The sequence below is a fragment of the Mesorhizobium sp. M7D.F.Ca.US.005.01.1.1 genome (genome assembly GCF_003952545.1).
GTDB classification, from domain to species: Bacteria; Pseudomonadota; Alphaproteobacteria; order Rhizobiales; family Rhizobiaceae; genus Mesorhizobium; species Mesorhizobium loti.
Window position 1 is genome coordinate 6,548,888 of sequence record NZ_CP034453.1, and the last position, 13,232, is coordinate 6,562,119.

The following is a 13,232-nucleotide window of genomic DNA, read 5'->3' on the forward strand; positions in this document are numbered from 1 at the left end:
GAAGCCGGTTGCCCTATGTCAAAAGCGGCCACGCCGCTCGGAGTTGCCCCCGCTTGAAGTCTTTTCGCGACAAACGCCGCGACAACCGTCCGCATCCATCCGCAAAGGGTGCGGCCGACGCGTCACGTCCGCGCACCGGACCCGTTCCTGCCAGACCGGACGCGCAACCGCGCGAGCGGCATGAGGCAAAGGTGGACGACCGTTCCGAACCGAAATCGGTGCCGCGCATCCTGGCCCGCCGCGAAGGCACCCTGCCCGCCGAGCAGCTTCCTGTGATCCTGGAAGTCGCTCCCAATGCCGATTATGCGCTGCTCGACAGCGGCGCCGGGCAGAAGCTCGAACAATACGGCCCCTACCGGATCGTGCGGCCCGAGGGCCAGGCGATCTGGCAAAAGGCCTTGCCGGCAAAAGACTGGGAGCGCGCCGACGCCATCTTCACCGGCGACACCGACGAGGAAGGCATCGGCCGCTGGCGTTTCCCCAAGGTGCCGCTCGGCGAGACCTGGCCGATGAAGCATGACGGCATCGACTATCTCGGCCGTTTCACCTCGTTTCGCCATGTTGGCGTCTTTCCCGAGCAGGCCTCGCACTGGGACCACATGGCCGGGCTGATCGCGGCGGCGAAGCGGCCGGTCAAGGTGCTGAACCTGTTCGGCTATACCGGTCTTGCTTCCTTGGTGGCGGCCCGCGCCGGCGCCGAGGTCACCCATGTCGATGCCTCGAAGAAAGCGATCGGCTGGGCCCGTGAAAACCAGGAAATGGCCGGGCTCGGCAGCAAGCCGATCCGCTGGATCGTCGACGACGCGGTGAAATTCGCCGAGCGCGAGGAGCGCCGGGGTAGCCGCTATGACATCATCCTGTTCGACCCGCCGGCCTATGGCCGCGGCCCCAAGGGCGAGGTCTGGCAATTATTCGAGGACCTGCCTGCTCTGACCGATCTCTGCCGCGCGATCCTGACGCCGAAACCGCTTGCCGTGGTGCTGACCGCCTATTCGATCCGCGCCTCCTTCTTCGCCATCCATGCCTTGATGCGCGACACCTTTGCCGGCATGGGCGGCAAGATCGAATCGGGTGAGTTGATCATCCGCGAAAAGTCCGCCGGCCGGGCGCTTTCGACCTCATTGTTTTCGCGTTGGGTGGCCTGAATGAACGAGCGGCACGCAGGCGCACCCGGCCAGGTTAAGGAAGTCACCAGCCTCGCCAATCCGCTGGTCAAGGATATCAAGGCCCTCGCGCAGAAGAAATTCCGCGACCAGCAGAACGCCTTCATGGCCGAGGGACTGAAACTGGTCATCGATGCGCTCGATCTCGGCTGGCACATCAGGACATTGGTTTTCGCCAAGGCCGGGCGCGGCAACGCGGCGGTGGAAAAGGTCGCGGCACGCACGGTTGCCGCCGGCGGCATGGTGCTGGAAGTGTCGGAAAAGGTGCTCGTCGCCATCACCCGTCGCGACAATCCGCAAATGGTGGTCGGCGTCTTTTCGCAAAAATTCCTGGCCTTGAAGGATGTCCGCGCTGACAATGGCGACGTCTGGGTGGCGCTCGACCGGGTGCGCGATCCCGGTAATCTCGGCACCGTCATCCGCACCATCGATGCCGTCGGCGCCAAGGGCGTCATCCTGGTCGGCGACACCACCGATCCTTTTTCGGTGGAGACGGTGCGCGCCACAATGGGTTCGATCTTTGCCGTGCCGGTGGCCAAGGCGACAACCGAGGCTTTCCTTGCCTGGCGAGGCGGGTTTTCAGGCCTCGTCGCCGGCACCCACCTGAAAGGCGCCGTCGACTACCGCTCGGTCGATTTTTCCCGCGGCCCGGTGCTGCTGATGATGGGCAACGAGCAGCAGGGACTGCCCGAAAGCTTGGCTGCGAGTTGCGACAGGCTGCTCCGGATTCCGCAAGCGGGCCGTGCCGATTCGCTCAATCTGGCCGTCGCCACCGGCATCATGCTGTTCGAGATCCGGCGCGGCGCGCTGAAGCTCGAACCAATCGTGGACCAGCAATGAAGGTTGCCTGCCCGTGAAATCATGGTCTCCCTACGCGCTGCTCGTCGTCGCGGCCATCGCGCTTGACCAGTGGATAAAACACCTGGTCGAGACTGGTCTCGCCTTTCAGGAAAAGCTCGATCTGGTACCCTTCCTGGCGCTGTTTCGCACCTACAACACCGGCATCGCCTTCTCGATGTTCTCGTCCTTCGGCGACACCGGGCTGATCGTCATTTCGCTTGCGGTCGTTGCCTTCGTGCTGTTCCTGGCGACACGGATCGCACCGTCCCAGATCCTTGCCCGCACCGGCTTTGCGCTGATCGTCGGCGGCGCGCTCGGCAATCTGATCGACCGCGCCGTCTACGGCCACGTCATCGACTACATCCTGTTCCACACGCCGGTCTGGTCCTTCGCCGTCTTCAACCTTGCCGACGCCTTCATCTCGGTGGGTGCGGCACTGGTCGTCTTCGATGAACTGTTCGGCTGGCGGCGCGAGCCCAAGCCTTCAAACGCCAAGTCTTCCAAAGATTGACCCCGCGCGGCCATCGCCGCACAGTTCATGTCGCCAAACAAGATCGCGGAGAAAGAGATGTCCGAAACCTTCAAAGCCATCCTCGTTTCGCGTGACACCGAGAAAAAGCAGTCGGTAACCGTAACCGATCTCACCGACGCCGACCTGATGGAAGGCGATGTCACCGTCGCGGTCGAGGCGACGACGGTGAACTACAAGGATGGTCTGGCGATCACAGGCAAGGCGCCGGTGATCCGCCGCTGGCCGCTGGTGCCGGGCATCGATTTCGCCGGCACCGTCATCTCGTCTTCCCATCCCGACTGGCGCGCTGGCGACAAAGTCATCCTGAACGGCTGGGGCGTCGGCGAAACCCATTTCGGGGCCTACGCCGGCCGCGCCCGTGTCAAGGGCGACTGGCTGGTGCCGCTCCCCGATGGCATCAGCCCGCATGACGCGATGGCCGTCGGCACCGCAGGCTACACCGCGATGCTCTGCGTCATGGCCCTGGAGCGCCATGGCATCCTGCCCGATCGCGGCCCGGTGGTGGTGACAGGGGCGGCCGGCGGCGTCGGCTCGGTCGCGGTCTCGATCCTGTCCAGCCTCGGCTACCATGTCATTGCCTCCACCGGCCGCAATGCCGAAAGCCCCTATTTGATCAACCTTGGCGCCGCCGAAGTGATATCGCGCGACGAGCTTGCCCAGCCGGCCAAGCCGCTGGCCAAGGAGCGCTGGGCTGGCGGCGTCGACGCCGTCGGTAGCCACACGCTGGCCAATGTGCTCTCGATGACCTCCTATGGCGGCGCGGTCGCCGCCTGCGGCTTGGCCGGCGGCATGGACCTGCCGACGAGCGTCGCCCCCTTCATCCTGCGCGGCGTCTCATTGCTGGGCATCGATTCGGTGATGGCGCCGAAGGCAGTCCGGCTCGAGGCATGGCGCCGCATCGGCACCGAGCTCGATCTGCAGAAGCTCGCCAGCCTGTCCAGGACCATCGGTTTTGACGGCATCATCGATGCCGCGCGCGACATCGTCGACGGCAAGATCCGCGGGCGCGTCGTCGTGGACATGTGAGCCGCTCGACTGCCGGAGAAGGCGGACGGAACCGCCATGTCCGGTGGCAAATCCGCAGCTGCTTCGGCAAAAAGCGTTCATCCGCTAAAATTCGAACGATCCGCCGCAATTTTCCATAATCTCTGTCTGGCAAGGATTTCGCATGATCGCGGAATCCGGCAGCCAACAGGCGGACACTGGCGACGACGTCGATGCGGCGCCGACGTCGACGCGGCGCTTTGTCGCCGCGCCGTCGCTGGTGCCCGAGCCGGAATTCTCCAGGCGCGAAGGCCTGCCCTTTCTGACATTCGTCGCCATCGTGGTGGTGGCCGGCCTGGCGCATCTGACCGGGGCACCCATCTTCATCAGCATCGCATTGCTGGCAACCGGCCTTGCCGGCCTTGCCGTGCATCTGCGCGCCAGGCGGAGCGAACACCGCACCGCCGCCCTTCTTGACGAAACCACTGCTCGCAGCCGCGCCGAGATCGAGACGCTGGCCGACCGCATGTGGGAAATGCAGGAGAGCGATGAGCGCTTTCGCGGCCTGATCGACGCGCTTGGTGATCTCGTCATCCATCGCGACCGCGATGGCTATATCGTCTATGCCAACAAGGTCTTCGCCGATCTGGTCGAAATCGATCAACGCGACCTTGCCGGCAAGACCCTGGCGGAACTCGGCATCGAGGTCGGTATCGTTCCCGATGCCGCCTTTTCCGACCATGAGTGCCTGAGTTCCACCGATGTCGCCATCAGTACGCCGAGCGGCCCGCGTTGGTTCTCGTGGATCGAACTGTCGGTGCGTGACAAGGACAGCGATGCTGTTTCGCATCGCGCGATCGCTCGCGACATCACCGCCCGCAAACGCGCCGAATCCTCGCTGATCACCGCACGCGAGCGGGCCGAATATGCCAGCCAGGCCAAATCACGCTTCCTCGCCACCGTCAGCCATGAAATTCGCACGCCGATGAACGGCATCATGGGCATGGCCAGGCTGCTGGCCGACACCAGCCTGTCGCCGGAGCAGCAGACCTATGTCGGCGCCGTCTCGACCTCGGCCAGCGCATTGCTTGCCCTGATCGAGGATCTTCTCGACTACTCCAAGATCGAAGCCGGGCGCTTCGACCCGGAGCCGCAGCCGATGTCGGTGCGCGAGATCGCCGACAACATCATCGAATTGCTGGCCGCACGCGCCTTCGCCAAGGGTATCGGGCTGGGCTGCCATGTCGAACCCGACGTGCCGCAGTTGATCACCGCCGATCCGGGCAAGGTCAGGCAGGTGCTGCTCAACCTTATCGGCAACGCCATCAAATTCACCGACAGCGGCGGCGTGTTGGTGAGCATCGCACGCGCGCGCACCGAAACCAGCGACCGCGTATGCTTCACCATCGCCGATACCGGTCCGGGCCTGCATGATGAGGACCTGGATCGCATTTTCGAGGAGTTCGAGCAGGCCGACGGCACGTCGACGCGCACGCATGGTGGGGCCGGCCTCGGCCTTGCCATCTCCAGGCGCCTGGTGGCCGCCATGGGCGGCACGATCTCGGTATCCAGCCGGCTCGGCCAGGGATCCGAGTTCGTCTTCGAAATCCCGGCGATAGCAGCCACCGAAGCGCCGCAGGGCCGCCAGAACGCGCTCTTGGGCAGGCGCGCGGTGATCCTGTCGAAAAACGCCGTCGAGGCCGACGCCATCGCCCGCACCATCCGCGCCAATGGCGGCGCGGTCGACGTCGCAACTGCCGCCGCACAGGCCGCACCCTTCGCCGCCGGCTGCGATGTGATTCTGGTCGATGCGGCCATGGAAGAAAGCGATGGAAGGCTGCTCAAACGCTTGCGCCAGAGCGGTTTCTCCGACTGCGAGGCCATCACGCTGATCGCGCCGACCGACCGCGGCATGCTCGGCGAGTTCCGCGCCAGCGGCTACGCAACCTTCCTGGCCAGGCCGGTGCGTGGCGGAACGCTTCTGCGTGTGCTGTTGAGCAGCCATGCCGCCAGCCTAGCCCAGCCGCAGCCCGAAAAGCGCGGCGCACCGACGATGCGCGCCGTCGGCAACCGCCAGCGGGGCCTGTCGGTGCTGATCGCCGAGGACAATGACATCAACGCCATGCTGGCCCGCGCCACGCTGTTGAAGGCCGGGCATCGCGTCAAGGTGGTCGGCAATGGCAAGGCCGCCGTCGAGGCCGTCACCGGCGCCGGGCACAGGGACCGCTTCGACGTGGTCTTGATGGATCTGCATATGCCGGTCATGGACGGGCTGGACGCGATTGCCGCCATCCGCCGCCATGAGGAAGAGACCGCCGTGTCGCCGGTGCCGATCATGGTGCTGTCTGCCGACAGCCAGGAAAAAACCCGCCATACGGTGTTGGCCCATGGCGCCAGCGGCTTTGTCACCAAGCCGCTCGACCCTCAGGCGCTGGTCAATGCCGTAGAGGGACAGGTCGTCGCGGCCTGAGCTTCCACCGCCCATTTCGCGCCGCGCGATCACTTAAACGTAGCCGGTTGATCGTATTCGCCAGCCGACGAAGTATTGCCCACAACGGCGTATCACGGTACTGTCACAATCCTGTTGCACCTACACCGTATCCCCGTGCCAAGAGGGATGGCTCGAAGGAGAATCACTCGTGCATACAGTTATGCCGGAATGTGACACTCGGCCGAACGCCAGCAGCGCCTTGCTTGCCGGACGTAACGTCGATTCCGTCATAAAGGGCGCGGCACTGGGCCGTATAGGCAATCTTGAAGTGCGGCTCGCTCGCAACGAGGCCGAGATCGCGGCCGCGCAGGAAGTGCGCTACCGGGTGTTCTACGACGAACTTGGCGCCAAGAAGGACCTGTTCCGGGCCCATGACCGCCGTGACGCTGACCGGTTCGATCCGCTCTGCGACCATCTGCTGGTTTTGGACACCACGCTTTCCGGTCCCGAACATCGCCGCATCGTCGGCACGTATCGGCTGCTGCGGCAAGAAATCGCGGCCACGGCCGGAGGGTTCTATTCGGAAGGTGAATTTGAGCTGACCAAGCTCATAGCCCGTCACCCCGGCCAGCGTTTTCTCGAGCTCGGCCGCTCCTGCGTTTTGCCGGAATACCGCTCGAAGCGCACCATCGAGGCGCTGTGGCAAGGCATCTGGGCCTATATCAACCATTACGAAATCGGCGTGATGACCGGCTGCGCGTCCTTTCACGGCACCGTGCCGGCAGCGCACGCGGAGGCGCTCACCTACCTCGCCCACCACTGCCGGACGAATTCGGCCTGGGACGTGCGCGCCGTGTCCGGGCGCTACTGCTCGATGGATCTGATGCCGATCGAGGCCGTCAATACCAAGGCGGCGATCGCTGCGATGCCGCCTTTGGTCAAGGGCTACCTGCGCGTCGGTGCCCGCATCGGTGACGGCTGCGTCATCGACCGCGAATTCTCGACGGTCGACGTCTTCGTCGTCATGCCGGTCAAGGAAATCGGAGCCCGCTACGTCAACTATTATGGCGGGGAAGCCCAGCGCTTCGCTGCCTGACGCTAGCGAACAGCGAACAGCGAACAGCGAACAGCGAGGAGTTACGCCGCAATCCTGCGGACTGCTATTCGCTATTCCCTATTCGCTTCCTTTTCACGGAATATCTTCCGGCCGCCGGCCGGGTCGGCTCTTGTAGGACGGAAACGACCAGCCGAATTTGAGCGCGCCGCCACGCACAAGGAACGCCGCCGCAAAACCGGCGAGGTCCGAGGCGAGCGGCGGCAGTCCGGAAAGATCGCCAAGTGTGTAGAGGCCGGCACCCGCAAGGGCTGCTGTGACGTAGATTTCGGGCCTGAGCAGCACCGATGGCTCGCCGGCAAGGAGGTCGCGCAGAATGCCGCCGAAAGTGGCGGTAAGCACACCGGTGACGACGGAGACGACCGGCGAACCGGTAATCGCAAGTCCCTTGGCTGCGCCCATCACCGAAAAGGCGGCGAGCCCGATGGCGTCGAGCCAGAGCAGCCATTTCCAGCGCGATTCGACACGGTGCGCGCTGAAGAAGACCAGCACCGCAACCACGGCGCAGATCAGCACATAGCCGGAATTGGCGACCCAGAAAACCGGCAGGTTGAGGATGACGTCGCGAAGCGTGCCGCCGCCTATCCCGGTGACGCTGGCCAGGAACAGGAAGCCGATAATGTCGAGTTGCTTGCGCGAAGCCGCAAGCGCCCCGGTCGCCGCGAAGACGGCGACACCGGCATAATCGAGAAGCGCGATGGGGTTCATGGCAGGCCAGGGGAGTAAGGGAATAGGGCAGTAAGGCAGTATGTTTAGCACGAAGCCGCACCCTTGGTGCGTCTCCCCTTTCCCTACTGCCCTACTGCCTTACTCCCCTAATCATGCATCCTTCTCAGCCTGTTCGTTCACCGGCCCCGGCTCGACCGGCGCTTCGGCGGTGGCAAGTTTCGGACCGCCCTTGGCGACGCCAACCATGGCGGGGCGCAGCACGCGGTCGCCGATCGAATAGCCCGGCTGCATAACCTGGACCACGGTATTGGCCGGAACGTCCGGATTGGGCACTTCGAACATCGCCTGGTGGAAATTGGGATCGAACTTCTCGCCTTCAGGCGCGAGCTTCTTGACCCCGTGCCGTTCCAGCGCCGACAGCATGGCGCGCTCGGTCAAGTCGACGCCTTCGATCAGCGCCTTGAAGCCGGCGTCACCAGACGCCTTGGCCTCGGCGGGAATCGCGTCCAGCGCGCGGCGCAGATTGTCCGACACCGACAGCATGTCGCGAGCGAAATTCGCGACCGCGTAGGTGCGCGCGTCGTGCACGTCGCGCGCCGTGCGGCGACGCAGGTTTTCCATCTCGGCCGCCACGCGAAGCGCGCGGTCCTTCAGTTCTTCATTTTCCTTCAGCAGCCGCACAAGGGCTTCATAGTCGCCGTCGATGCTGCCTTCCGTGCGCTCGGCAGTGGCCTCGGTTGCCTCGACTTCATCGGGCGCGCGTTCGTCTTTTGCCTGGTCGCTCATCGCCGTTTCCCGTCAATCTCGAATGGTGTGGATTTTGTGCCCGATATCGAGGTTTGGCGGCCAAAAATCAAGGGGTAAGCGATTGTGGAGGCGATCAGCCAGGGCTGGAAACGACAGGCAAGACATTTCGATTTAATTCAAATTTTACCCTAACCGCCGGCTTTGCTTGCCACAAAGGCGTGATGGGGGAACCATTCCCTTGCTGGAGGAGTTTCGAAACCGACACAGGATTTTGAGATGATGAGCCGCAACAAGGGTGAAAAGGTAGAAAGGCTGGCCGCCGAGGTCAGACGCCAGTTCGGCGCCGAGACGGTGACGCGCTTTCTGCGCACCTTGCCGGCCTTCCGCACCGAGGCCGACCTTCCCGACCGCTTCAGAGAGCTACTCGACCGCCTGGACGGCGCGGAGGGCGGTGACGTCGGCTTGCGCCGACGGTGACGCGCCGACCAATCTTGGCAGCAAACCTCTATCGGCAATAGCCTGAAAGAACCGAACCATCTAAGGATGGATGCGTTGTGGTTCAAATGGAGGACATAATGCGCAAGGTTTCGATCACCTCATTGCTGTCGGCGCTTATCGGCCTCGGCGCCGTCACCTTGGTGGCCTTTCCGGCACAAGCAGAGGATCTGCAGCTGCAATTGGGCAAACATGGCCCGCGGCTGAAGCTCATGCAAGATTGCGATCCCGCCTATGACGATTGCGAAGGTCCCCGGCGCGACGACCGGCGCGACCGCCGTCAATCACGAGGCTGCACGGAAGACCGGGCCCTCGACAAGGCGGACCGAATGGGCGTCCGCCGGGCAAGGATAGAGTCCGTCGGCCGCCGGGAGATCGTTGTCCGCGGCAGACAGGATGGCGACCGCGTGCGCGTGACTTTCGGCACCGAGCGCGGCTGTCCTGTTCTCGATCGCGAATAGAGATTGACCCGAACTGGCAGCCGCTGATCAGACGACAATTAGGGCTTCCGATTGCTGAATTATCGGCTTGAAAGCCCGCCACTGCGGCGATCTATCATCAAGCCGGTCGAGCCCGATATGGCAGGCTCGACCGCCCCCACGCGACAATTACGCGCAGTAATTTTGCGTGATTGCTGTCTTGCGGTGGCGGGGTACCCCGCCTATGCTTCCTGATGAACATGATTTCCCCTGAGGCGGTCGCCAACAGCAAGCGCGCCTGGCTGAAAATTCTGGCGCGCTACAAGAAGCCTGACAGGCGGCGCAGCACAGTGGAACTCGCCATCACACTCATTCCGTTCGCCGTGCTCTGGGGACTGTCCTCGGCGGCCTATGCCTATGGCCATTGGTGGGGACTGATCCTGATCCTTCCCGCGGCCGGGTTTCTGGTCCGCATCTTCATGATCCAGCACGATTGCGGCCACGGCTCCTTCTTCGCCAATCGCTACGCGGACGACTGGATCGGCCGTGCGCTCGGCATCCTGACGCTGACGCCCTACGACTGCTGGCGGCGCGCTCATGCGACACACCACGCCAGCGCCGGCAATCTTGACGAACGCGGCATGGGCGACATCAGGACGCTGACCGTTGCCGAATATCGGCAAATGTCATGGCGAGGCCGCCTTGCCTATCGTCTCTATCGCCACCCGCTGGTGATGTTCGGGCTCGGGCCGATCTGGCTGTTCATCTTCGAGCAAAGGCTGCCCGTCGGCATGATGCGCGGCGGCCTGACGCCCTGGGTGTCGTCGATGACCACCAATCTTGGCATCGCGGTTGCAGCAGCCGTCCTCATCTGGTTCGTCGGCCCCGGCGCGTTCCTGGTGGTCCATCTGCCGATCGTCGTCCTCGCCGGTTCGGCCGGCATCTGGCTGTTCTACGTCCAGCATCAGTTCGAGGAAACGGAATGGGCGAAGGATGCCGACTGGGAATTCCAGCATGCCGCCCTGCACGGATCGTCCTATTACGACCTGCCCCCGGTACTGAACTGGTTTACCGGCAATATCGGTGTCCATCACGTCCACCACCTCTCCGCCAAGGTGCCGTGCTACCGGTTGCAGGAAGTGCTGCGGGATTATCCCGAACTGCGCAGCATCGGCCGCGTCACGCTGCTCGAAAGCCTGCGCTGCGTCAAACTGGCGTTGTGGGACGAGAACCGCCGCAAGCTGGTGTCGTTCCGCGAGGCACGGGCGGCCGCCTAAGCAATTCCAGGAAAAGTGTGAAACGGTTTTCCGTCCGGAATTGCGTTAAAACAAGAAAATAGAAAGACCGCCGCGTCATGGACGCAGCGGCTTTGCAAATTCCCTGGATCAGGCCGCCTGACGCTCGTCGCGCATCAGGATCTCGCCATGGCGGATCTCGGTGCCCAGCACCTTCAGACATTCGCGGATGAAGTTGGACAGGCCCGGCCAGCCCTTGGCTGACACGAGATTGCCGTCGACATGGGCGCCGGTCGGTGCGACGTCGATATAGATGCCACCGGCCAGCGTGACCTCCGGCTCGCAATAATGGAGTGCTGCGACTTCCCGGCCCCGCACCACGCCATCGACAGCAATCAGGATCTGCACGCCATGGCAGATGGTGAAGATCGGCTTGCCGGCCTCGTGAAAATGCCGCACCAGCGCCTGCACCCGCTTGTCGATGCGGATGTATTCCGGGCCGCGCCCGCCCGCCGCATAGACGGCATCGTATGCAGCTGGGTCCACCTCGGAAAACGTCTTGTTGAGGATGTAGTCGTGGCCGAGCTTTTCCGTGTAGGTCTGGTGGCCTTCGAAGTCGTGCAGCGACGTTTTCAATATATCGCCCGCCTTCTTGTCCGGACAGACGACATGCACGGTGTGGCCGACCGCATGCATCGCCTGCTCAAAGACGAAAATCTCATATTCCTCGCTGAACTCGCCAACGAGCATCAGTATCTTCTTGCCAGCCATTCCCGGTTCCTCCCTTGTGGCCATATTTATTTCGGATCACGAAATAATGAACCTATCCTAAGGGCAGGATGGCGAAAGGGAAAGCACAAATCGCACAATTGGTAAGACCAGTTGATGTCGATTGGCACCGGCATCGTCACAGGGTATTCCACAGCAGGCAAAACCAGCACCACTGGTTCGACCAGAATTCTGATCAGGCAGCCTTGATCATGTCAGCGGCCTTTTCGGCGATCATGATGGTCGGCGCGTTGGTGTTGCCGCCGATCAGCGTCGGCATCACCGAGGCATCGACGACACGCAAGGCCTGCATGCCGCGCACACGCAATTGCGGATCGACCACCGCCATATCATCGATGCCCATCCTGCAGGTGCCGACCGGGTGATAGATCGTGTCGGCTCGGGCTCGGATATGCGCCATCAGCTCGGCATCGCCCGAAACGCTGGCGGTGTAGATTTCCTTGTGGCGGTATTTGGCCAGCGACGGCGCCTCCAATATGCCGCGCATCATTCTGGCGCCCTTGAGCAAAAGCTCGGCGTCGCGTTCGTCGGACAGAAATCGCGGATCGATGCGCGGTGGCGCCAGCGGGTCTGGCGTCGACAGCCCGACCTCGCCGCGCGACTGCGGCCGCAGCACGCAGACATGGCATGAGAAGCCATAGCCCATATGAAGCTTGCGGCCATGGTCATCGACGATGGCGATGCAGAAATGCAATTGCAGATCGGGCCGATCGATCGCCGGGTCGGACTTGAGGAAGGCACCGCTCTCCGCGTAGGGCGTGGCGATCATGCCGCCGCCATCCTTGCGCCAGCGCCACAGATGCCGCAGCAGGCCAGGCAGACCGCGCAGGCCGATGCCCATCATGTCCGCATCCCTTGATGTCCAGCCCATGATGAAGTCGAGATGATCCTGCAGGTTCTTGCCGACGCCGGGCAACTCATGAACGATCGGAATTCCGTGCGCTGCAAGCTCGACAGCTGGCCCGATCCCGGACAGCAACAAGAGCTGCGGCGAGCCGAAGGCACCACCGCAGACGATGACCTCGCGCCTGGCTTTCGCAATGGCTTCGCCCTTGCCCGTGCGGTAGCGCACGCCGGCGGCCCGCTTGCCGTCAAGGACGATGCCCGTGGCATGCGCTCCGGTGATGACGGTAAGGTTTGGGCGGTCCATGGCCGGATGAAGATAGGCGGCCGCCGCCGAGCAGCGCTCGCCGTTGCGGCGTTCGCCCCAGAATTGCGTGACCTGATAGAGCCCCGCCCCTTCCTGCTCCGGTCCATTGAAATCGTCGTTGCGACGGATCTGGTTTTCGCCGCAGGCCTCGAGAAAGGCCCTCGAGAGAGCGCGCGGCTCCTGCTGCTCGGCGACCCGCAGCGGTCCGTCGCCGCCGTGCAGGCCATCCGCGCCGCGCTGGTTGCCTTCCGCACGCCGGAAATAAGGCAGCACCTCGTCCCATGACCAGCCGTCGCAGCCGAGATCGGCCCATTCGTCATAGTCGCCGTGGTGTCCGCGTGTGTAGAGCATGGCATTGATTGCGCTGGAACCACCCAGCGCCTTGCCGCGCGGCTGGTAGCCCTTGCGCCCGCCAAGCCCTTGCTGCGGCACCGTCTCGAACGCCCAGTTGTTGATCTTCGGCCGACCCGGCAGCAGCGCGATGACGCCTGCCGGGGCTCGGATGAGCAGATCTTTGCCCTCGCCGCCGGCTTCGATCAGGCAGACCGTTTTCGATGGATCCTCGGAGAGCCGCGCGGCAAGCGTGCAGCCGGCGGACCCGCCACCGGCAATAACATAGTCAAAATTCATGACCTCCTCCTCGCACCCGGCGGATATTTCCGTA

Annotated in this window: 13 protein-coding genes; 9 read left to right on the forward strand and 4 right to left on the reverse strand. The window is 63.5% G+C overall.

Going from position 1 to position 13,232, the window contains the following annotated elements:
- Positions 1-53: 53 nt before the first annotated feature.
- From EJ076_RS31820 to EJ076_RS31845, 6 genes are all read left to right on the forward strand, one after another.
- A complete protein-coding gene (locus tag EJ076_RS31820) occupies positions 54-1,145 on the forward strand; it encodes a class I SAM-dependent rRNA methyltransferase (RefSeq protein ID WP_126070537.1) in 1,092 nt (363 codons plus the stop codon).
- Positions 1,146-2,003 carry an RNA methyltransferase gene (locus EJ076_RS31825; protein ID WP_126070538.1) on the forward strand — a complete coding sequence of 286 codons (858 nt, stop codon included), beginning with the start codon at positions 1,146-1,148 and terminating at the stop codon, positions 2,001-2,003.
- Between the two features lie 13 nt (positions 2,004-2,016).
- Entirely contained in the window at positions 2,017-2,514 is a 498-nt protein-coding gene (gene lspA / locus EJ076_RS31830) for a signal peptidase II (protein ID WP_126070539.1), read from the forward strand.
- A gap of 57 nt (positions 2,515-2,571) precedes the next feature.
- Positions 2,572-3,561: an MDR family oxidoreductase gene (locus EJ076_RS31835; RefSeq protein ID WP_109661143.1), complete on the forward strand. Its 990-nt coding sequence runs from the start codon at positions 2,572-2,574 to the stop codon at positions 3,559-3,561.
- Positions 3,562-3,703: 142 nt separating this feature from the next.
- Positions 3,704-5,989 (forward strand): PAS domain-containing hybrid sensor histidine kinase/response regulator, encoded by a 2,286-nt coding sequence (locus tag EJ076_RS31840; RefSeq protein ID WP_126070540.1) that lies wholly within the window; start codon positions 3,704-3,706, stop codon positions 5,987-5,989.
- A gap of 181 nt (positions 5,990-6,170) precedes the next feature.
- A complete protein-coding gene (locus tag EJ076_RS31845) occupies positions 6,171-7,046 on the forward strand; it encodes a GNAT family N-acetyltransferase (protein WP_164548915.1) in 876 nt (291 codons plus the stop codon).
- A 93-nt stretch (positions 7,047-7,139) separates the two neighbouring features.
- Here EJ076_RS31845 and EJ076_RS31850 read toward each other — a convergent pair whose 3' ends face one another.
- Together EJ076_RS31850 and grpE are read right to left on the reverse strand one after the other, a co-directional pair.
- Positions 7,140-7,772, reverse strand: coding sequence for a trimeric intracellular cation channel family protein (locus EJ076_RS31850; protein WP_126070541.1), 633 nt, complete (start codon positions 7,770-7,772; stop codon positions 7,140-7,142).
- A gap of 111 nt (positions 7,773-7,883) precedes the next feature.
- Positions 7,884-8,519, reverse strand: coding sequence for a nucleotide exchange factor GrpE (gene grpE / locus EJ076_RS31855; RefSeq protein WP_109658831.1), 636 nt, complete (start codon positions 8,517-8,519; stop codon positions 7,884-7,886).
- A gap of 237 nt (positions 8,520-8,756) precedes the next feature.
- Between grpE and EJ076_RS31860 the strand changes: the two genes are divergently transcribed.
- The 3 genes from EJ076_RS31860 (at position 8,757) to EJ076_RS31870 (ending at position 10,671) form a co-directional block, all read left to right on the forward strand.
- Positions 8,757-8,957, forward strand: a complete 201-nt coding sequence (locus EJ076_RS31860) for a hypothetical protein (protein WP_109658830.1) — start codon at positions 8,757-8,759, stop codon at positions 8,955-8,957.
- A 98-nt stretch (positions 8,958-9,055) separates the two neighbouring features.
- Complete coding sequence (locus tag EJ076_RS31865) at positions 9,056-9,436, forward strand: hypothetical protein (protein ID WP_164548783.1); 381 nt, start codon at positions 9,056-9,058, stop codon at positions 9,434-9,436.
- A gap of 212 nt (positions 9,437-9,648) precedes the next feature.
- The gene (locus EJ076_RS31870) at positions 9,649-10,671 is read left to right on the forward strand and encodes a fatty acid desaturase (protein ID WP_109658828.1); all 1,023 of its coding nucleotides are present in this window, start codon (positions 9,649-9,651) and stop codon (positions 10,669-10,671) included.
- 108 nt (positions 10,672-10,779) lie between these two features.
- Here EJ076_RS31870 and EJ076_RS31875 read toward each other — a convergent pair whose 3' ends face one another.
- Together EJ076_RS31875 and EJ076_RS31880 are read right to left on the reverse strand one after the other, a co-directional pair.
- Positions 10,780-11,400 (reverse strand): DJ-1/PfpI family protein, encoded by a 621-nt coding sequence (locus EJ076_RS31875; protein ID WP_109658827.1) that lies wholly within the window; start codon positions 11,398-11,400, stop codon positions 10,780-10,782.
- A 193-nt stretch (positions 11,401-11,593) separates the two neighbouring features.
- Positions 11,594-13,198: a GMC family oxidoreductase N-terminal domain-containing protein gene (locus EJ076_RS31880; RefSeq protein ID WP_126070543.1), complete on the reverse strand. Its 1,605-nt coding sequence runs from the start codon at positions 13,196-13,198 to the stop codon at positions 11,594-11,596.
- Between the last annotated feature and the right edge of the window lie 34 nt (positions 13,199-13,232).